Raw genomic sequence first — 20,352 nt, forward strand, 5'->3', positions numbered from 1 at the left:
ATTTTAAATTTATTTTTCCAGTTCCACTAAAAACAGACGAACAATATATTTTGAAACTGACCTCTTCAGCTTCGGGTCATGAGATCAGCTTACCCAATGTTAACTCTCAATATGGAAGTGCTTATCTTTATACCAATGCCTACAAAAATGGCGAAGCCGATGCTTTTGTCTATGAATACCGTCAGAAGGGCATCGTAACCGGCGATCCATATGCACCTGCTAAGCCTACAGGATTGAAGGCATCTGGCAACGGAAGTCTGTATGTAACCTGGGACAGCAATAAGGAAGATGATCTAGAAGGTTACCTGGTCTGGCTGGATGGCAGTCTGCTGACAGAACCTATTAAGCGAACAAACTTCACTATTAACGGTTTAACCAATGGTAAGATTTATCATATTAATGTAGCAGCTGTAGACAAAGTGGGCAATCGCTCGCTGCAAGCTTACATCTTTCCAGTGCCTCAGGCTTCTGGAGGGGGGACGTCAGGAGGTGGAAGTACACCAGGCGGAGGCGGAGGTAGTGCAGCAGGAGGAGGCGGGGCCTCAGGACCAAGCTCATCTGTCCCTGCGGTGGTAGCGGTTAAATCTCTTATCAGTGTAGTCGACCTGGCTGGAGTCACGAAGGCCTTAGACATAGCACTCAAAAGTGAGAACGGGAAGGTAACTGTACCTGTAGCCAGCGATATTAAGCAGCTCCTGCTGCCTGCAAGCTCTGAAGCAATCAACAAAGACAATGCGCTGGTTGTCTCTAAAGATAATCTGTCTATTGAAATTCCAGGTGGTGATCTGGAGAAGCTTAAGGCTTCTGTGCCAGCAGAGCAGCTAAAGGATGCGAAGATTTCCGTCTCCTTTACTCCGCTTAGCAGTGATGATATTGCCAAGGCAACAAGCGGAACTACCGGTAAATCGGCGAATACTGCAATTACCTCCGCTGGTGCGGCTTTTGATTTTGGCTTATCGCTCATAACGGCAGATGGCAAGGAAACGAAGATGTCTGAGCTCGATTTTCCGGTCACGTTGAAATTGAAGATTAACGAAGGCGTGGATACCCCGCTCTCAGGTGTTTATTATTTGGATGCACAAGGCGGACTGCAGTACACAGCAGGACAACTGGAGAGCGGCTATCTGAGTGTTCAGACCAGTCATTTCAGCAAATACGCTGTGCTGCAATACAGTAAATTGTTCAGTGACGTTTCCGCTACTCATTGGGCATCCGGTGCCATTCAAGCAATGGTGGCTCAGCAGGTGGTGACAGGGACAAGTGATCTGCACTTCTCCCCTAATCAAATGGTGACACGGGCCGAATTTGCTGCGTTTATTGCCCGCAAGCTGAATCTGAAGGCAGGCAATGCAAGCAGCTTCAGTGATGTTGGAGTGGCCAAATGGTATGCGGATGAGGTTGCTGCAGCTTCTGCGGCCGGTATCGTAACGGGAATCTCCGGTTCGGCATTTGCACCGGACAAGCTTATTTCCCGGCAGGAGATGACAGCCATGCTGATCAAATCTTATCTCTATAAAAATAATAAGTCACTGAGTACGGTAAAAGCTTCTAGTGCTTTTGCCGACTACAGCTCCATTTCAAAGTGGGCCCGGCCATATGTGGCTTATGCTCATGAGCTGGGTCTGATTCAGGGCCGGAGCGGCAATAAGTTCCAGCCTCTGCAGAATGCGACCCGGGCCGAAGCGGTTCAATTGATCTCCAAGCTGTAGAACCAGCAAATCATGTATTATGAAAAGAGGCTGTTCCTGAACTGTTATGACCTAACAGTTACAGGGACAGCCTCTTCGTCATACATGTTCTTAGCGGTGCTGCACATACCGGTTGCACTTGCTGGCAGCCTGGACAGCGGCCAGCTCTGCGGGAGAGAGCGGAGCGGCTGTGGCAGCTGCCGCATTCAGCCGCAGCTGCTCCAGGCTGCTCGCGCCCGGAATGATAGCGGCAACTGCCGGATTTGCAAGCGGATAATTCAGCGCTGTCTCGGTAAGGGTACGGGAGCCGCCGCTCTGCTTCAGTAGATGTTCATGCAGCCCTACCAGTTCCTCGCTATCGTAGCCAAGATATTCCCGTTTGGCTTTACTGGCGCCATGTTCGGTTAATATGCCGCTTGCCAGCGGTCCCCGGGCGATCACACTGATGCCCTTCTGTTCCAGCAGGGGCAGAACCTCTTCTTCAGGCCGCCGGTCCAGGATGCTGTACTGGCTCATGACACTGACAATATTGGAACGGGAGACGTATTCCTTGATCACATTCGGGCGGATGGAGGAGATGCCGTAGTAGCGTATCAGTCCCTCCTGCTTCAGCTCCTCGAAGGCTTCAATGGTCTCGTCAATCGGATCTTCGAGCGTACCACCATGCAACTGGTACAGGTCGATATAATCCGTCTGCAGTCTGTGCAGGCTCTCTTTTACTGCCGACTTTATATAAGCTTTGGAAGGGTCCCAGGTCCAGCCTTCCTGACCAGGGACTCTGCGGTTGCCGACTTTGGTAGCGAGGATAACGTCTGCCCGGCGTTGACGCAGCGCCTGCCCGATAATTTCTTCATTCCGCCCGGCATCATAGAGGTCGGCAGTATCCAGAAAGTTAACGCCTAGCTCAAGCGCCTCATGAATAATCGGAATCGCCGTGGCTTCGTCGGTCCCCAGGGACATGCAGCCGAGACCCATGACACTTACGTATAGATCGGACTTTCCTAAACGGTTCTTGTTCATTTGCTTCCCTTTCTGTGTTGTTTTTTGTGTACATTATAGCATTCCCACAGCAAAAGACGGCAATAGAGCGCCGCCGCAGCCTGCCAGCTGTGCGGTCACTATTGCCGTCTTTGTGTGTGTATGCGTTCAGCTTATCCCCGCAAAATAGCCTCGATTTGTTCCAACTCTTCCGCGCTGAGTTCAGGCGCGTTCAAGGAGGCTACGGCATCCTCGATCTGGCTCACCTTGCTTGCGCCGATCAGAGCCGAGGTCACTTTGCCGCCGCGCAGCACCCATGACAGGGCCAACTGCGACATTTTCTGTCCGCGTGCAGCAGCCAGATCGTTCAGCTGGCTGACCTTGCTGATCACCTCTGCAGTGATTTCCTTCTCTGAGAGGAACACGCTCGGTCCGGCTGCGCGGGAATCCGGTGTGATTCCTTTGAGGTAGCGGTCGGTAAGGATACCTTTTTGCAGCGGAGAGAAGGCGATGGTGCCGATGCCTTCCTCAGCCAGCACATCCTGCAGCCCCTCTTCAATCCAGCGCGACATCATGGAGTAATTCGGCTGGTGGATCAGGCAAGGCGTGCCGAGACGGCGGAGAATCTGAGCCGCTTCCCGCGCTTCGTCAGCCTTGTAATTGGAGATACCGACATACAGCGCTTTACCTTGACGCACAAGCAGATCCAGCGCCGCCATTGTTTCTTCCAGTGGTGTATTCGGGTCCGGGCGGTGATGGTAGAAAATATCCACATAATCCAGTCCCATCCGTTTCAAGCTCTGATCGAGACTGGAGACAAGATATTTCTTCGAGCCCCATTCGCCATAAGGGCCTGGCCACATATAATAGCCTGCTTTGCTGGAGATGATCATCTCGTCGCGGTAGACGGCGAAATCTTTGCGCAGAATCTGCCCGAATGTCTCTTCAGCCGATCCGGCAGGCGGACCGTAGTTATTAGCGAGGTCGAAGTGGGTAATGCCTAGATCGAAGGCCCGTCTGATCATGGCCCGGCCGTTCTCGAACACATCGTTGCCGCCAAAATTATGCCACAGCCCGAGTGAGATCGCCGGGAGAAGCAGGCCGCTGCGGCCGGTACGGTTGTACTTCATATTTGCATAACGTTCAGGACTAGCATTGTACATTTTTTTACCTCCTAAAAGTTTTGTAAGCGTTACTTCCTGCATTTACTTCGAACAAACTAGGATCGTAAGCATAAGCTTAAGTTTTGTAAGCCAAAGCATCATCGTGTTACTCCGTACAAAACTAACTTCTTAAGCATTCGCTTAAGACTTGTAAGCGTAATCATCGTGTGATAGAGGAGAGGCGGCTTGCCCTCATTTTTGCCGAAATAAAACCATTGGAATCACCAAGAATAATCACACGTAAGCATTTGTTTCAGCCGATCCCGGTCACGCTCTTATTGTAGCGGATGCACGGAGACAAACGTATGTCAGCAAGGAAGAAGTTTATAGAACAATGTCATTATCGGCATGACGGATGCGGTACTCCTTGGGCGAGCAGCCCTTTACCTTCTTGAACATACGCGAAAAAAGCAGCGGGTCCTGGTAGCCGACAGACCGCGAGATTTCACCAATCGTACAATTTGTATCCGTTAAAAGCTCACACGCTTTGGCAATACGGAAATTGAGCAGGTACTGTTGCGGCGGCAGGCCGACGGTCTTTTTGAATAACGCGGATAAATATTTGCGGTCCAGCTTCAGGGAGGAGGACATCATCTCCACGGTAACATTTTCACAGTAATGGGCATGCAGATAGTGGAGACATTGCTCAACGTAAATACTCTTTTGGCGTGGAACCGGGAAAATGTCCGCCGCCGCAGGAACCGTGCGCAGCAGCAGGCCAAAGAACTCATACATGATCGCCTTGAGCGGCAGATCGAGACTGCCTGTGTGGTCAGCCGCAGCACTAAGCCGGTCATAGAGTACGGGCATCAGTGATTCATCCATCGGAAAGATGGGGTGTTCGGGCGTGAGAGAGGTTTTGGATAGCAGATATCCAATCTCTTCTCCCGTAAAAGCAACCCATGAATACATCCAGGGATGATCCGTGTCCGCCGCATAACGGGTGACAATATGAGGATAAGTCAGGAAGGCTTGTCCAGGCTGCAAAATGTGGGTTTCTTCTCCTACAGTGACTTTGCCGGTTCCTTTGTGAATGAAATGGATTTTGTACAGGTCGCGCACGCCGGGGCCAACGCTATGTCCGGGAGCACACTGCTCACGTCCCCAATAATGAAGATGCAGATCGGAATTGCCCCGGAAGGGGCGCTCTGAATTATATTTGAATATGGCCATGCTTCAGCCTCTTTTCGGTATGGGATGGCTCCGGGATGGATATACACTTCATTATACAATAGATCGTTCGTGGCAGATCAACCGCAAAAAGTCCCAGACCCCAGGCTGAGGGCGGGACTTCCAGGATTTAGAATGGGGAGGCATAGCGGGGCACAGCTTGCTGTACCGGATGACGGAAAAACAGCCAGCCCGGTGTCAACCGGAATCAGGCTTCCATTTTGAGCATTACCAGTTCTTCGACCGGCTCGCCGTTCACGAGATGCTCCTCTACAATACGCGCCACATCATCCGTAGTCACATTGTAATACCAGATGCCGTCGGGATAGACGATAACAAAAGGCCCGTTGCCGCAAAGGCCGAGACAGCTGGTTTTGTTGATTTTGACGGTTTTGTTAATCCCTTTTTCCACGAGCTGTTCCTTGAATTCCTGCATGACCTCTTCCACATCCTGATTATTACAGTGCTCGCTGCAGCAGAAGAGCAGGTGCTTCTTCAGCACCTTGAGTCGCATATTCATCCTACGCCTCCTTGGTTGTGTGAAAATAGTTGACCCTATCTTACGAGGAGTATAGACCCTTTTGCATCATCTGTAATCGGGTAACGGTCAAAGTTCCCAAAGGCTTAACAAATGCCCTGAAACCAGGATATTCACGTTAGATTATCTAACCCGAATTCTATAAATTTGATGAAAATGTGTCTAGTTTTCTATTTCCCGAATGTTTTCCTGTTTCATAAATTGTTTTGTGGATTTAGCATGAAAAGGGATATTCTACAGTTTCGGCCCCGGTTGTTTGGTTAAGTAAGAGGTGTGAAACAAGCTGCATCATCAATGGACACCCAAAACATGCTATCAGGAGGGAATCGTTATGAATAAGAAAATTGTAGGTGTATTTTATACCGAACATGAGGCTTCGCAGGCTATCGAGGAGTTAAAAGGCCGCGGATTTATGACAGAGGATATCTCAGTGATTGCACGGAACAAACAGGATGTCGAAACTATCAATAATGAAACGGGTACCAAAGCGCCTGAGGGAATGGCTTCAGGGGCGGCAACCGGCGGTGTGCTGGGAGGTGTGACCGGACTTCTGGCAGGTATCGGAGCACTAGCGATTCCAGGGATTGGCCCTATTCTTGCGGCGGGACCCATTGCGGCTACGCTGGCCGGAGCTGCGGTGGGAGCGGGAACTGGCGGACTTGTCGGCGGACTGATTGGACTCGGCATACCGGAGGATGAAGCACAGAGCTACGACAACTATGTGGACGAGGGCCGGATTCTTGTCATGGTGGATGCGGACAGCGCCCGGGCCAATGATGTATATTCCGTGCTCCGCAATCATAACTCCGCCAATTCCGACCGTTATGTAGATGAAGCGATTCCTGAAAGTGAGGCTGCAGCCAGCGCCCGTCATTCAGTCAGTGACACCGTAGATGCCGCATTCAACGGCTCCGGTCTGGAAGGACGCAAGGATACTGGGCTGGACACGATGAATTCAGAGCGAAACAGAGAAGAGGAAGAACGCAGGCAGCGCCAGCTCCGCCAAGATGAGCTGAATGCTTCCAACAGGCAGAATACGAACCGGTAAAGTGTAAGTTAACAGGTATAGTGGTGTATGACTTAACATATTTTCCATACAAGAAGGGTATCTCAGGTCCAGCCGGACCATGGGATACCCTTCTTGTATGGAGTGAATCAACGGATTGTGATGGGACCAGAATACTAAACCAGATCTCAATTTCGTTTAGCCATGAACAGTGTTTAGGCGTATACACAAACCGAATGTGGTGGCTAGAATCTGCTAAAAATCGTGCACGGCTGGTTTGGGTGGCCAGAATGCCATGCTTTCCCTTTTGACCGGGAGGTTCGTCCAGATGACCACAATCTGGCCGGTTGCTTCTTCCTCTTCACAGGCAATCGCAACGATTTGCACGACTTGTTGCTTCGTTACACCGGAGCGAAACGGATAAATCCCGGATAATGGAGATGAGACCCCATTGGTCGGAACGCAGAATGAAGCCGATGAGAATGACAACGAACCAATGAAAAGCGTCTCCAGAATTGCGTCACACTAAACATAATTGATATTGATAATCATTATCAGTTATGTTAATATAGTTTTGTTCACATGTGAACAAAAAAGAATTGCAATCTATTGCTGACACTGCACCTTGGTCTGCAACTACTACAAGAGAGGGGAGACTGCAAAATTGGAGTTTCAAAATCATTTTAAAGGTCATCTTTACGAGCAATATATAAGAATGCTGCATCTGAACGAGTTGTATACCGAACAAGAATTTAATTCGTTTCGGCAACAGGCCAGAAAGTACCAGATTGACATGCTCTCCAACAATATTACTAGTGTACACGTTATTGATTGCATTGGTGATTATGAACCGATCAATCATACCGGGATTGTGGAGAAGATGGGGTTGTCCAAAGCTGGCATTACTAAAATTAGTTCAAAGCTGCTGGAAATGGGCTTCATTATGAGAAGTCAACTGAACAACAATCGTAAGGAGATTTACTTTAGCTTAACGGATAAGGGAAGACACGTTTATCATTTGCATAAGGAGCTGCACAAAGAAAAAGAAGAAAGATTTTACCAATTCATGGAATCCTATTCAGAGGTTGAACTGCAGACTATTGGAAAATTTATGAGTGATTTGGTGGCGCGTGCCGAAGAATACTCCGAAGGGAAGTTTACGATAAATGACGACATTAAAGATTGAGGAATTAAGATCCAAGATTGAAGGGAAAGAAATTTTAAAAGGGCTCACACTGGAGATTCAGGGCGGAGAGATTCATGCGATTATGGGGCCTAACGGGACGGGGAAAAGTACGTTGGCTTCTGCGTTAATGGGCCATCCAAAATATGAGGTTACCGGCGGCAAGGTGACATTGGACGATGAAGACCTTCTGGAGATGGAGGTGGATGAGCGTGCCCGGGCAGGCTTGTTCCTCGCTATGCAATACCCAAGTGAAATTGCCGGCGTAACGAACTCGGACTTTCTCAGAAGTGCCATCAATGCGCGGCGTGAAGAAGGCCAGGAGATATCATTAATCCGTTTCATCCGTGAATTGGAGAGCAAAATGAAGGGGCTAGAGATGAACCCGGAATTCGCGCATCGTTATTTGAATGAGGGATTTTCGGGCGGTGAAAAAAAGCGGAATGAGATTTTGCAAATGATGATGCTTGAACCCAAGTTTGTGATTTTGGATGAAGTAGATTCCGGGCTTGATATTGATGCACTGCGTATTGTAGCCAATGGTGTAAATGAGCTGCGCAGTCCAGACAGAGGATTTATCATCATTACCCATTATCAGCGCCTGCTGAACTATATTACCCCGGATTTTGTGCATGTCATGATGCAAGGCCGGATTGTCAAATCTGGCGGCCCGGAGCTTGCCCACCGTTTAGAGGCAGAAGGGTACGATTGGGTAAAAGAGGAGCTTGGGATTACGGATGAGACGGTAGGCGGGGAAGTTTGAAAGCTGAAGAGGAGGAAAAGCAAGTGGGTATACAAGCAAAAATTTCAATGAATGCGAACGCTTTATGCGCTTGGTCAAGTGCTAAGGATGAACCTCGTTGGTTGCTTGAACACCGGATTCGGGCACTCGAGCTGGCAGGGACGCTGGAGCTGCCTAAAGTGGAGAAAATCAAGCTTGAAAAATGGGATATCTACGAAAGTGGTGATTACAAAGCTGAGAATGCGTGGTCAGGTTTGGAAGATGCGCCGGAGGTTGTTCGAGGTTTGGTTGCCTCTCCGGTGGAAGGCGGACTCATCGTTCAGATCAATTCGGATGTAGTGTACACAGAATTGTCGGCTGATTTAGCCGCCCAGGGAGTAATTTTAACGGACCTGCATACTGCGGCAAAAGAGCATGAGGAGTTGGTTCAACGTTATCTCTTTCAGGCTGTGAAGCCGGAAGAACACAGATTGTCTGCTGTGCACAGTGCCTTATGGAGTGGTGGCGTTTTTCTATATGTCCCAGACGGTATAGAGGTTGAAGCTCCCATTCAAGCGATCTTTTATAGCGATACGAGCGGGGCGCTTTTTGCTCCTCACATCTTGATTGTGACTGGGAACAACAGCAAGATCAGCTATGTGGATCATTGTATATCGAGAAGAGATGATATCAAGGTTTTGCATAATGGTGTGGTAGAGGTGTTTGCAGGGGCAGGCTCCAAGGTGCAGGTCGCTTCTGTTCATCAGCTTGCTGCAGCAACAACGGACTTCACCCAGCGGCGTGCGGTTGTTCTTGCGGATGGCGGTGTAGAATGGATTGTCGGCGAGATGAATGATGGCTATACCGCCAGTGATACCAAGACATTACTTCAGGGCAACGGGTCCATCTCTGATGCTAAGGTGATTGCGGTAGGATCTGGGGACCAGAAATTGAGTTGTACTACGCAAGCCCAGCATTTTGGCAGAAGCTCGGTGAGCCAAATGATCACACGCGCAGTAATGCGTGAAGAAGCTACGGCCATTATCAACGGGATTACAAAAATTGAAAAAGGTGCAACCCATTGTGATGGTCAGCAAACAGAACGTGTACTGATGTTAAGTCCAAATGCGCGCGGTGATGCCAATCCGATCCTGCTGATCGATGAGGATGATGTAACCGCCGGTCATGCTGCATCCGTGGGGCAAGTAAATGCGGAACAAATCTATTATCTGATGTCGCGCGGGATCTCAAGGAGTGAAGCCGAATATCTTGTTATTTTCGGATTCCTCGCTCCTGTCATTTCGGAGATTCCGCTGGTGGGAGTGCGTAGCCGCCTGCAGGATGTAGTGGAGAAAAAGCTTGGCAGATCGCAGGGAATCAGAGCCAATCAAAGTGAGGCTTATGAAGGTTAAAAGGAGCGGTAACAATGGCTAAAAAAGCGCCGGATATGGGCGAATATAAATATGGGTTTCGCGATGAGCACCAGTCTATTTTTCAATCCGGAAAAGGTCTGACTGAAGAGATTGTCCGGGAAATTTCCCGGATCAAGGAAGAGCCGGAGTGGATGCTCGATTTTCGGCTGAAAGCTTTGAAGCAATTCTACAAAATGCCGATGCCCAAGTGGGGAGCGGATCTGTCCGGACTAAATCTTGATAACATCCAATATTACGTTCGCCCTTCTGAGAAACAGGGAAAGACCTGGGAGGAGGTTCCCTCCGAGATTAAAGCAACCTTTGACAAGCTGGGGATTCCTGAAGCGGAGCAAAAGTTTCTGGCGGGCGTATCCGCTCAATACGAGTCGGAAGTAGTCTATCACAGTATGCGGAAGGAACTGGAGGATCAGGGCGTTGTTTTCCTTGATACAGATACTGCTTTAAAGCAATATCCTGAAGTGTTCAAGCAACATTTTGGAACGATCATCCCGCCCTCCGACAACAAATTTGCTGCGCTTAACAGCGCGGTTTGGTCAGGCGGCAGCTTTGTATACATCCCGAGAGGTGTGCAGTGCGAGGTTCCGATCCAAGGATACTTCCGGATTAATTCTGAAAATATGGGACAATTCGAGCGGACATTAATTATTGCCGAAGAGGGCAGCTTTATCCACTATGTGGAAGGATGCACAGCACCTATTTATAGTACCAGCTCTCTGCATAGCGGAGTGATTGAAATTATTTGCCGCAAAGATTCCCGTGTCCGTTACACGACCATCCAGAATTGGGCTCCTAATATCTACAACCTGGTAACCCAAAGGGCTGTGGCAGAGGAAAATGCCACAATGGAATGGGTGGACGGCAACATCGGCTCCAAGGTAACCATGAAGTACCCGGCTGTAATCTTGAAAGGAAGGGGAGCCAAGGGGTCCATTCTGTCTATTGCCGTAGCCGGTAAAGATCAGCATCAAGACGCTGGCGCGAAGGTAATTCATCTTGCTCCCGAGACAACATCTACGATTATATCCAAATCCATCAGCAAGCAGGGCGGCAAAGTAAACTACAGGGGATTGTCGAGCTTCAGCCGCAACTCTGCAGGGTCCAAGTCCAATATTAAGTGTGATACGTTGATTTTGGATAACCAGTCAACCTCAGATACGATTCCGTACAATGAAGTTAAAAACGATCAGATTACTTTGGAGCATGAGGCAACAGTATCCAAAGTGTCCGAGGAACAATTGTTTTACTTAATGAGCCGCGGGCTTACAGAACAAGATGCCACACAAATGATTGTAATGGGCTTTATTGAGCCGTTTACCAAAGAATTGCCGATGGAATATGCCGTTGAAATGAATCGCCTGATTCAATTTGAAATGGAAGGAAGCATCGGTTGATTCATTAAGGAAGTACGAGGTGTTAGTAATGAAGAAAAAGAATTCGGACAATACAGAACTAGCTCAAATTACCCGAGAGATACGGAAACTTCAATTCTACTTCAATATGCTGTCAGGATTGAGCGCAAGTTGTGGTGTGATGATACCTTTAGATTCTGTGTATACGGCTATAAGGGAACTTTCGGATCAAGAGGCCATTCTTAGGCAAAAAGCAAAGGATCATTCAGACAGACTATCTAGGTGAAAAAGGCTTAAATTGACTGTTGAGAAAACAATGAGAGGAGCTGGAATAATGGAGGAGAATGGAATTTTATTCGATGAAGTATCGGAAGTGCTTCTCAAACTACGTCCTTTCTTACTGCGTGACGGTGGAGATGCTGAACTCGTCGAGGTTGAGAACGGTATAGCCAAATTAAGATTTTTGGGAGCTTGCAACGGTTGCCCAAGTGCTACGATTACGCTAAAGGTTGCTATTGAGCGCGCAATTCTTGAGGAGATCGATGAGATTAAAGAAGTTGTACAAGTTTTTTAAACTTCTTTTAACAGAGACGAATTAACAGTGCAGAGGGAGGTCATCAATCTCGTCATAGGGATTAACCAGCTCGGCCATCGGGAGACACTCGGATTTTACGTGGAAGGCATGAGAGTTCAAACGGTTGGCTTGAGGTCCTAGAAGACCTGTATCACCGTGGAGCGACGGAGGTATGGTTAGGCATCTTTGATGCTCCTCCTCCGCTGCTGCCCCGATTTTTGGGGTTTTTCACTGTATGCTCAGAGGGTCTAATTATCTCTACCTCTGAGCATAAATCCCCGTAATGAATCCCCTTTATACCATCCTCCAGACAGGCTAGTACATCACAGCTGAAACAAACCATCATTTAGGCACAGAGGTGCTTCCCTTCCGGGTCGTCCCCATCGACGACGCCACAATCTGGCCGGTCGCCACGTCAAAGCCGGGAATGAGGCTAAGTGTGCACCCCTTTATAAGAGGTTTCTTCTTACTATCTCATACACATTTTAGGAGCTAGTGAATTGCTGGGATTTTTCAGCTACGCTATACTAGTCGACATCAATTAGATGAGAGCCGCATTTTGCCGGCTGGTGGCCACCTGCGGAATATCCTTGCCAGGCAGGAAGTGTATGCTGCGGATATAACGGATGGTGCGGCTCTGCGCCCGCATAATGACGGAATGGGTCTCGGCACGCTCCTTGCCGATGAAGCGGACTCCGTTAAGGAATTCGCCGGAGGTTACACCGGTCGCCGCGAAGATGACATCTCCCGTACCAACCATATCCTCCATCGAGAGCACGCGTGTCGGGTTCTCAATACCCATTAAGAGGCAGCGCTGCAGCTCGAAGGGACCGTCCGGCAGCAGCTTGCCTTGCAGCTCCCCGCCGAGGCATTTCAGTGCGGCAGCAGCCAGCACGCCTTCCGGTGCTCCGCCGGAGCCCATGTACAGATCGACATCGCTGTCCGGCAGTGCTGCCGCGATAGCTCCAGCGACATCGCCGTGGCCGATCAGCTTGACGCGCACGCCCAGCCCGCGCAGGGTGGCGATCAGCTTCTCGTGCCGCTTGCGGTCAAGGACCATTACCGTCAGCTCGGAGAGCGCTTTGCCGGTGATGAGGCTGGCCTTGTGCAATGTAACTTCGGCCGGATCTTCCAGGCTGAGCCTGCCGGCGAGCTCGGGACCGCAGGCCAGCTTCTCCATATAGATGTCAGGCGCATGCAGCAGGCTGCCCCGGTCGGCGATGGCAATCACGGATTGGGCATTGTGAAGCCCGCAGGCTACTACCTCCGTGCCTTCCAGAGGATCTACGGCTACATCAACAGAGGGACCGGTACGGTTCCCGACCTGCTCGCCGATATAGAGCATCGGAGCTTCGTCCATCTCACCCTCCCCAATGACCACAGTCCCATCAATGGAGACGGAATCAAACATGGAACGGATGGCGGTTGTAGCCGCATCATCCGCAGCATTTTTATCGCCTCTTCCGATCCAGCGGGCTGAGGATAAAGCGCCCAGTTCAGTTACCCGTACAATTTCCAGTGCCAATTCGCGTTCCATATGATTTCCCTCCAGTATAATATTTGTATTGGTTCAGGCCTGAATCAGCAAAGCTTACGGAGAATCGGTAATATAACCCATAATAATACCTGCTGTTTCTTCAATCGCCTTGTTTGTAATATCAATAACAGGACAGCCCAGCTTGCCGAACAGCAAGGCAGCGTATTCCATCTCTTCAGTAATGCGCTCCAGGCTGGCATATTGCGAGCCTGCCGGAAGTCCAAGCTGCTTCAGACGTTCGGAGCGGATCTTCAGCATATACTCGGGCTTCATCGTAAGCCCGATGAGCCGGTTCGGCGGCAGGCTCATCAGCTGCTGCGGCGGACCGATTTCGGGAACGATCGGGTAGTTCACGACCTTTTTGCCCCGGTGAGCAAGAAAGATACTGAGCGGGGTTTTGGAGGTGCGTGACATGCCCAGCAGTACAATATCCGCCTTTAGCATCGCGCCAAGATCGCGCCCGTCGTCACAGGCCACGGTGAATTCAATCGCCTCGATCCGGCGGAAGTAATCCTCGTCGAGCTGGTGAAGCAGCCCGGGCCGGGCCTGGGGCGCATCATCAAAGGTATCAATGAAGGCTTGCATCATCGGGCCCATGATATCTACAATCCGCAGGTCGAGGCGCACCGCTTCTTCACGGATCATCTCCCGCAGCTCCGGTTGGACCAGCGTGTAGGCGACAAAGCCCTGAAGCTGAGCGGTCTCCTCCATCAGCTTCCTGAGCTCGTCTTCATGTCTTACGTTGCCGTATCTTCTGATCGTGACACGCTGATTCTGGAATTGGTGGATAACAGCCTGCACGACAGCCTCCGCTGTATCCCCAATAGAATCTGAGCATATCGTTATGAAATGTGAGGATGGCTCCATGCTTTTGATTCCCCCCGTTATCCTTTGGCTTCTAGATCGAGGAGTAGTTTGACAATAGAAGTTTTCGTCAGCCGTCCGACAACGTCGAGTTTCGGGCCGCTTTCTTCCACAATACCGGGGATGACCACCGGCAAACTGTCCACCTCGTGAAAAATCATTTTTTGTGCGGCATCAAGCACCGTATCCTCGGGAGAAACGGTCACGACCTTGGGCTGGCGGGTCATTACCATGCTTACGGGCATGGACACTGCTCCGGGATTGCCCAGCGTAACCTTCAAGAAATCCTTGCGCGAGGCCACCCCGGTCAGCTTGCCGTCCCCGTCGCAGATAATCAGCGTGCCGACATCCTGCAGAAACAGTGTGACTACAGCATCCTGAATCGTTGTCGTCTCGCGGATAATAATCGGGATGCTCTGAATATCTTTGACCTTGGTTTCTTTCAGCAAATAGCTGCCGCTGAGGCGCTGCGAGGTTTTTTTGCCGGGAAAATAACCTACCTTGGGTTTCGCGTCAATGTACTCCAGCATGACAAGCACGGACAAATCCGAGCGGATCGTCGGCTTGCTGAGGTTGAGATGCTCCGCAATTTGCTCGGCGGTGATAGGTGCTCTTTTTTTGACGATTTCAATAATTTGCAGTTGACGGGATGTCAGTTCGATCACAGGTTCCCTCCACTTTCCGGATACATTCAGGTGTTCCTTAACAGAAAAGGAGCACCAATAATCGATTCCCCCTTCCATTCTTACGTCCTATTAGAGTATTAAGCCCTTAACTTGCTTATATAATACGCAATAATGATCATTAATGCAATATATAATACGTCATATATATTTTCGGCAGAAGATATTCTAGAGATATAGAACGTGAACTTCAGTATTTCGGGCTCTTCCTTGAAGAGTACATTGTTGTTCAAGGCGATTTCGCAAGGGTTGTTATCCATGCTCAAGTTAGCCATGTGTGTTGGCACTATTGGAAGTTAAGTTAGGGGAGCATGTGTGTGTGTTGAGTTAGGGGAACATGTGCGTATGTTGGGTTAGGCTAGTATGTGCGTGTATTGGATTAGCGGAGCATGTGCAAGCGTTGAGTTCATGAGAGATATGAGTACTGGTTAGTCCCTCCATATCTCTCGTTTATTCAGCTACCGTTCCAATGCAGATGGACTAAATGTTGCGGACTCAGAAACGTCATTGTCCGCGCCATCCCCTGCCTGTCCCGGCAGGCGTACCGTTCTCCGTCGTGTGCCCCGACTCCCGCTCAGTAACGCACCCGGCCCACCTGGCACAGCGGCTTACGCCACCCTGGGCCGGCCGCTCTTACAGAATCCGCTTCCGCGGATAAGCCTCTCCTGCCACTGGCTGCACCAGCGGGGTGCTGCGCTTCGGCTTGAACAGCAGTTGCTTAAGCGCACCTGCATTTACGAGCACAGTGCCGGCGATGATGGTGAATACGCCGATGAGGGTGATCCAGGTTACCGATTCTCCGTAGAAGAGGAAGCCTACACCGACCGCGATCGGCGGGGAGATATACAGCCAGGTGGACGGAAAGACAGGATTGGTTTTCGCCACCAGCCAGTAGAACAGCGTATGGCCGACCATGGAGCCGATTACGGTTAGGTAGAGCAGAGAACCGGCTGTATGGAAGGACAGCAGCACCTCAGGATGTACTTTTTCCGTGAACAGGGACAGGAGGAACAGCAGCGCGCCGCCGTACATCATCTGCGCTGCATTCAGGGCAACGGGCGATTCGCCGGAGAAGGTGCTGGTTACTTTTTTGGAATAGATGGCTCCCGCCGCGTAGCAGATTTCTCCGATCAGCACCACAGCGCAACCGGTGACCCACAGGGGAGAAACCTCAATGGCAAGGCTGGGCAGCACAAGCAGCAGTACGCCAGCGAAGCCGATAATGCAGCCGATCAGCGAATAGGAAGGCGCTTTTTGCCGGAGAACAGCGGTCTGCATCAGCAGAATCATCATCGGACCGGTTGCGGACAGCACAGCGGCAAGCCCTGAGGAGACATATTGCTCGGCCCAGTACAGTGCGGAAAAGGTTCCGAAGGTTAGTGCAGCGCCGGTGAACAACATCTCTTTGCGCAGGAGCAGGGCCAAGCTGGCTTTGCCTTTCCAGGCCATAAAGAGGAAGAGTACAGCACCTGCAACGAAAAAACGCAAACCCGCCGAGAAGAACGGAGGTGTACCGGCGTCCACGCCGATTTTTATAGCCAGGAAGGTCGTGCCGAAGATCAGACAGACGAGCGAGTAAGCAAGCATAATCATGTTTCAGTTCCCCTTTGTGATGGCAGTGTGGCAGTTGGCTCAAGTGTTCGATTCATCATACCGGAAACTGGACAGAACAGATTGCAGACAATAGAACAGATAGGAGGCGGAATATTGTACAATAAGGCCAAGAGAAGTTAACTACAGGTGGTTATGGACTTAGCTATTGACAGAGTCATCTGGTAAAGGAGCGGCAGACTGATGAAAAAGGCGGCAGGAGCAGAGCAGAACTCCCCATTGTTTCGCCAGGTGTATCAATACATGTACAACCGGATGGAACGCGGAGAATGGAAGGCGCATGACAAGCTGCCGTCGATCCGGCTGCTGGCTGAGGAGCTGAAGGTTCACAGGCTTACGGTATTCAAGGCCTACAGAGAGCTGACGGAAGACGGCAAGGTGTATGTAAAAGACAAATCCGGCTATTATATGTCACCGGTCAGCAGTTTGGCGGAAGAAGCGGCAGAGGGTGCGGCGGTATCCGCCTATATGCTTGTGAACCCGATGTCCGATATTCAGCGGATACCGGTCAGCTACCAGTTCTCACAGGCGCTGATTGATCCTGGACTGCTGCCCAACCTGTTCCTGTCCGAATACGTCAAAAAAGTGTTCGATCTCTATCCGAAGGTCATGGGAACGTACTCTTCAGTCCAGGGAGACGAGGAACTACGGGATATGCTTAGCCGCCATTTCCGGGAGAAGCACAAGCTGCAGTTGTCACCGGGTGAACTGCTGGTAACTTCGGGTGCTCAGCAGGCGATTAATCTGATCGCGGGCGTTGTGCTGGGGCCGATGGATGCGGTGCTGGTGGAACGGCCGACGTATAGCGCGGCGATGGATATTTTCCGGCGTCTGGGAGCCCGGCTGGTACCGGTGGAGATTACTCCAGAGGGTTATGATCTACAGCAGGTCGAGGAACTGATGCGCAGGCACCGGCCAAGGATGTTCTATATGAATCCGACACATCACAATCCCACCGGTTATACGGTTCCGGCGCCGCAGCGCAAGCTACTGGTTGAGCTGGCGGAGCGCTACCGCTGTCTGCTCGTGGAGGATGATCCGTTCCGCGACATGTATTTCACGGAGGAGCCGCCGCCGCCGTTTTTTGCGTATGATACGGAAGGCTGGGTAATCTACATCAGCAGCTTCAGCAAATATGTCGCCCCAGGCTTGCGGATCTGCGCAGTTGGCTGCCGGTACCCGTTCATGGAACAGCTGATTACCGCCAAATCGCTGGCGGACAACGGCACGCCGATTTTGAATCAGAAAATCTTTCTGCACTACTACACCTCGCCGCGCCTGCAGCAGCATCTCGGGAAGCTGCGGATCGCACTCCAGGTGCATAAGGAGATTGTGGAGGAGGAGCTTGCCGCTACCGGATGGGAATGGACAACCCCGCAGGGCGGGCTTAATCTTTGGGTGAAGCTGCCGGAGTCTATTTCCGTGCCTGAGCTGTTTGAGCGTTCTATGGAGCAGTCCATCTCCTTTGTCCCCGGTGAAATTCTTGATCCGCTGGGAGAGATGAAGTCCTGGCTGCGGCTGAGCTACTCCTTTGCCAGCGGAGGTGTGCTGCGCGAAGGTATACGTCGTCTGGCAGCGCTTGCGCTTGGGCAGCAAAAGAGGTGACTACGTGCTCATGAATGAGTATCCGGGTTCTGCAGGAGAATGAAGAAATTTTACAAAAAATGCATAGTTCTTGTGTTGTTTTACATTAATCGGGCGTTCGTGAAATATCCCCTTAATATAATTGCTCTAGTATGAGGTAGTAATTAACCTTAAGGAGGGTATATATGAATTCTCAGAAAAAGAATAGATTCAAGACTGCATTAACTGTAACTGCAGCAGGGGCGCTTTTGGCTACGAGTGTAGTGGCTGCACAGTCTGCCAAACCGGCAGAGGCGGCTTCCGCAAAAACGAAGAATGTCATTCTTTTTGTCGGCGACGGCATGGGGACAGCAGCGCGTAATGCGATCCGGCTGGCGACCGTAGGCGAAAATGGCAAATTGGCCATGGATGATATGCCCTACGCAGGGCTGGTACATACGAGCTCTACCGTACCGGTTACAGATTCAGCTGCATCCGCTACAGCATATGCCAGCGGGGTGAAGACATATAATGGCGCCATCGGCATGGATGCCAACAAAAAATCGGTTAAAACCATTGCAGAATACGCCAAAGATGCCGGTATGTCCACAGGTGTAGTAACCACCAGCCAAATTACGGATGCTACGGGCGCAGCGTTTGGCGCTCACGTGGAAGACCGCTCGAAACAAAGCGACATTGCACTGCAGCTCTTGACTAAGAGCAAAGTGGATGTTCTGCTCGGCGGCGGTGAGGATTTCTGGTACCCGGCTGGCGAAGCAGGCAAGTTCCCGGATGCTCCGGCTGAAGATCCTTCGGAGAAGAGCAAAGGAAGCCAGGGCAATCTAGTCACCAAAGCGAAACAGCTGGGTTACAACTATATATCGACCAAAGAAGGCTTGAAGCAGGCCAAAAACGGCAAGCTGCTGGGACTGTTCGCCAACGAGGAGATGTTTCAGCAGAATGAGGAAGGCAAAGGGGATATCTACAACCCTGTAGTCTCCCTGCCGGAAATGACCCAGAAAGCGATTGACACCCTGTCCGCGAACAAAAAAGGCTTTTTCCTGATGGTAGAGGAAGAAGGTACGGATGAATTTGCCCACAGAAACAATGCCAAGATGACGATTAAATCCGGCCAGGCTCTGGATGCATCTGTGCAGGTGGCCAAGAATTTTGCCAAAAAGAATCCAGACACGCTGGTGCTGGTGCTGGCTGACCATGAAACCGGAGGACTTTCCATCGAAGCGGTCGATGCAGAGGATGAAACAGGAGACGGTATCTCCAAAGAAGACGGTCCGTTCGCTATCGCCAATTCCAAGCAAAGCTTTGTAGTGGACTGGACAACCTCCGGCCATACGGCGGTGGATATTCCGGTTACAGCAATGGGGAAAAACGCCCAGCTCTTTACGGGAGTTTTTGAGAACACAGCCGTGTTCGAGAAGATGATGCAAGCCTATGGTTTTAAAGCGAAGAAATAGAACGTCAGAGGGAGCTAGTGCCTTTGTAATAGATAAGCTGGCCGGATTTTCGGCTGGCTTTTTCTATATATAAAGATTGTTATGTTTGAGCTAAGAAACCTATCCGCTGCGTTTGGATTTGGTTCCATGTATTTACATTTTTCTAGTAACATTTGTAACTGACGGAATTGCTAGAAATTGATAAATATAGATTGTAAGCGTTTTAATCATAGGACTGGGGGAATGGTTGTGAAAAAGGTAACAAAATTATTGCTGGTAGCCGGTATCTCCTTGGCTGTTGTAGGCGTAGGGAACAGTGGCGCTCTGAACAATGTCTCTTCTGCTGCAAGCGCACCTCTTAAGGTTGGCCGGGTAGAAGCTGCCGCTCATGGCACGAAATGCTTCACTGTGGCAGTTGCCGTAGTCCAAAATGGTGTGATCGTAGCCGCTTCACTGGACGATTATCAATTCCTGGGCTCCGATGTGGCAACGGGAGTGCCTAACTCGGACAAGGACTTCGGACAGAACTACAAAGATCCAGCAATGGTCCTGGCTTCCAAGAAAGCCAATGCCAAATATTATAGCGAACATATGAAAGAAGAAGCCAAATCTACGGTTTCTTATGACAAGAACATGGCTGCCATTGAGAAATATGCAACGGGCAAAACAATCAAGTCGCTGGAAGCTACACTGGCTGCAAAGAGCAAAGAGCAAATGGTTGACGCTGTAAGCGGAGCTACTCTTGTAGATACCCAAGGCTACCTGAAAGCTATTGTAGCTGCTGCTAAGGCTGCCAAGTAAGCCATTGATTTAATCATTTCAGGCACCAACTCCTTC

19 protein-coding genes and 1 pseudogene are annotated in these 20,352 nt (G+C 50.3%); 11 read left to right on the top strand and 9 right to left on the bottom strand.

What is annotated here, in order from left to right:
* Positions 1 to 1,709: S-layer homology domain-containing protein (locus tag A3842_RS08915; RefSeq protein ID WP_218618668.1), on the top strand; the 1,709-nt coding region annotated here is incomplete at its 5' end.
* 90 nt (positions 1,710 to 1,799) lie between these two features.
* Here A3842_RS08915 and A3842_RS08920 read toward each other — a convergent pair.
* From A3842_RS08920 to A3842_RS08935, 4 genes are all read right to left on the bottom strand, one after another.
* Positions 1,800 to 2,708: an aldo/keto reductase gene (locus A3842_RS08920; RefSeq protein WP_074101122.1), complete on the bottom strand. Its 909-nt coding sequence runs from the start codon at positions 2,706 to 2,708 to the stop codon at positions 1,800 to 1,802.
* 131 nt (positions 2,709 to 2,839) lie between these two features.
* Positions 2,840 to 3,829, bottom strand: a complete 990-nt coding sequence (locus A3842_RS08925) for an aldo/keto reductase (RefSeq protein ID WP_074101123.1) — start codon at positions 3,827 to 3,829, stop codon at positions 2,840 to 2,842.
* A 324-nt stretch (positions 3,830 to 4,153) separates the two neighbouring features.
* Positions 4,154 to 5,002 carry an AraC family transcriptional regulator gene (locus A3842_RS08930; protein ID WP_074101124.1) on the bottom strand — a complete coding sequence of 283 codons (849 nt, stop codon included), beginning with the start codon at positions 5,000 to 5,002 and terminating at the stop codon, positions 4,154 to 4,156.
* A gap of 205 nt (positions 5,003 to 5,207) precedes the next feature.
* Complete coding sequence (locus A3842_RS08935) at positions 5,208 to 5,519, bottom strand: (2Fe-2S) ferredoxin domain-containing protein (RefSeq protein ID WP_074083158.1); 312 nt, start codon at positions 5,517 to 5,519, stop codon at positions 5,208 to 5,210.
* Between the two features lie 349 nt (positions 5,520 to 5,868).
* Here A3842_RS08935 and A3842_RS08940 point away from each other — a divergent pair, with 349 nt between their 5' ends.
* Entirely contained in the window at positions 5,869 to 6,585 is a 717-nt protein-coding gene (locus tag A3842_RS08940) for a general stress protein (protein ID WP_074101125.1), read from the top strand.
* Between the two features lie 213 nt (positions 6,586 to 6,798).
* On the opposite strand, the gene A3842_RS31960 is transcribed toward A3842_RS08940, so the two are convergent.
* Complete coding sequence (locus tag A3842_RS31960) at positions 6,799 to 7,032, bottom strand: hypothetical protein (RefSeq protein WP_143186219.1); 234 nt, start codon at positions 7,030 to 7,032, stop codon at positions 6,799 to 6,801.
* A gap of 175 nt (positions 7,033 to 7,207) precedes the next feature.
* Here A3842_RS31960 and A3842_RS08950 point away from each other — a divergent pair, with 175 nt between their 5' ends.
* The 6 genes and pseudogenes from A3842_RS08950 to A3842_RS33875 form a co-directional block, all read left to right on the top strand.
* Positions 7,208 to 7,729 (top strand): MarR family transcriptional regulator, encoded by a 522-nt coding sequence (locus A3842_RS08950; protein WP_074101126.1) that lies wholly within the window; start codon positions 7,208 to 7,210, stop codon positions 7,727 to 7,729.
* On the top strand, positions 7,710 to 8,489 hold the full coding sequence (gene sufC, locus A3842_RS08955; RefSeq protein ID WP_074101127.1) for a Fe-S cluster assembly ATPase SufC: 780 nt from the start codon (positions 7,710 to 7,712) through the stop codon (positions 8,487 to 8,489). Before A3842_RS08950 ends, sufC begins: the two co-directional genes overlap by 20 nt.
* Positions 8,490 to 8,512: 23 nt before the next feature.
* The gene (gene sufD, locus A3842_RS08960) at positions 8,513 to 9,859 is read left to right on the top strand and encodes a Fe-S cluster assembly protein SufD (RefSeq protein ID WP_371915993.1); all 1,347 of its coding nucleotides are present in this window, start codon (positions 8,513 to 8,515) and stop codon (positions 9,857 to 9,859) included.
* Between the two features lie 14 nt (positions 9,860 to 9,873).
* On the top strand, positions 9,874 to 11,271 hold the full coding sequence (gene sufB / locus A3842_RS08965; RefSeq protein ID WP_074101128.1) for a Fe-S cluster assembly protein SufB: 1,398 nt from the start codon (positions 9,874 to 9,876) through the stop codon (positions 11,269 to 11,271).
* Positions 11,272 to 11,563: 292 nt separating this feature from the next.
* Positions 11,564 to 11,803, top strand: a complete 240-nt coding sequence (locus tag A3842_RS08975) for a NifU family protein (protein ID WP_074083165.1) — start codon at positions 11,564 to 11,566, stop codon at positions 11,801 to 11,803.
* 24 nt (positions 11,804 to 11,827) lie between these two features.
* Positions 11,828 to 12,009: pseudogene (locus A3842_RS33875) on the top strand (transposase); the annotation flags it as partial.
* Between the two features lie 335 nt (positions 12,010 to 12,344).
* Here A3842_RS33875 and glpX read toward each other — a convergent pair.
* From glpX to A3842_RS09000, 4 genes are all read right to left on the bottom strand, one after another.
* Positions 12,345 to 13,340, bottom strand: coding sequence for a class II fructose-bisphosphatase (gene glpX / locus A3842_RS08980; RefSeq protein ID WP_074101130.1), 996 nt, complete (start codon positions 13,338 to 13,340; stop codon positions 12,345 to 12,347).
* Positions 13,341 to 13,394: 54 nt separating this feature from the next.
* The gene (locus A3842_RS08985) at positions 13,395 to 14,207 is read right to left on the bottom strand and encodes a pyruvate, water dikinase regulatory protein (protein ID WP_074083168.1); all 813 of its coding nucleotides are present in this window, start codon (positions 14,205 to 14,207) and stop codon (positions 13,395 to 13,397) included.
* 17 nt (positions 14,208 to 14,224) lie between these two features.
* A complete protein-coding gene (locus tag A3842_RS08990; RefSeq protein ID WP_074101131.1) occupies positions 14,225 to 14,869 on the bottom strand; it encodes a helix-turn-helix transcriptional regulator in 645 nt (214 codons plus the stop codon).
* A 651-nt stretch (positions 14,870 to 15,520) separates the two neighbouring features.
* Positions 15,521 to 16,480: a DMT family transporter gene (locus A3842_RS09000; protein ID WP_074101132.1), complete on the bottom strand. Its 960-nt coding sequence runs from the start codon at positions 16,478 to 16,480 to the stop codon at positions 15,521 to 15,523.
* A 201-nt stretch (positions 16,481 to 16,681) separates the two neighbouring features.
* On the opposite strand from A3842_RS09000, the gene A3842_RS09005 reads away from it, so the two are divergent.
* The 3 genes from A3842_RS09005 (at position 16,682) to A3842_RS09015 (ending at position 20,316) form a co-directional block, all read left to right on the top strand.
* Positions 16,682 to 18,103, top strand: coding sequence for an aminotransferase-like domain-containing protein (locus tag A3842_RS09005; RefSeq protein ID WP_074101133.1), 1,422 nt, complete (start codon positions 16,682 to 16,684; stop codon positions 18,101 to 18,103).
* Positions 18,104 to 18,267: 164 nt separating this feature from the next.
* The gene (locus A3842_RS09010; RefSeq protein WP_074101134.1) at positions 18,268 to 19,536 is read left to right on the top strand and encodes an alkaline phosphatase; all 1,269 of its coding nucleotides are present in this window, start codon (positions 18,268 to 18,270) and stop codon (positions 19,534 to 19,536) included.
* Between the two features lie 228 nt (positions 19,537 to 19,764).
* Positions 19,765 to 20,316 (top strand): hypothetical protein, encoded by a 552-nt coding sequence (locus tag A3842_RS09015; RefSeq protein WP_074083174.1) that lies wholly within the window; start codon positions 19,765 to 19,767, stop codon positions 20,314 to 20,316.
* The last annotated feature ends 36 nt before the right edge of the window (positions 20,317 to 20,352 follow it).

The sequence above is a fragment of the Paenibacillus sp. P3E genome (assembly GCF_001909045.1).
Lineage (GTDB): Bacteria > Bacillota > Bacilli > Paenibacillales > Paenibacillaceae > Paenibacillus_AQ > Paenibacillus_AQ helianthi.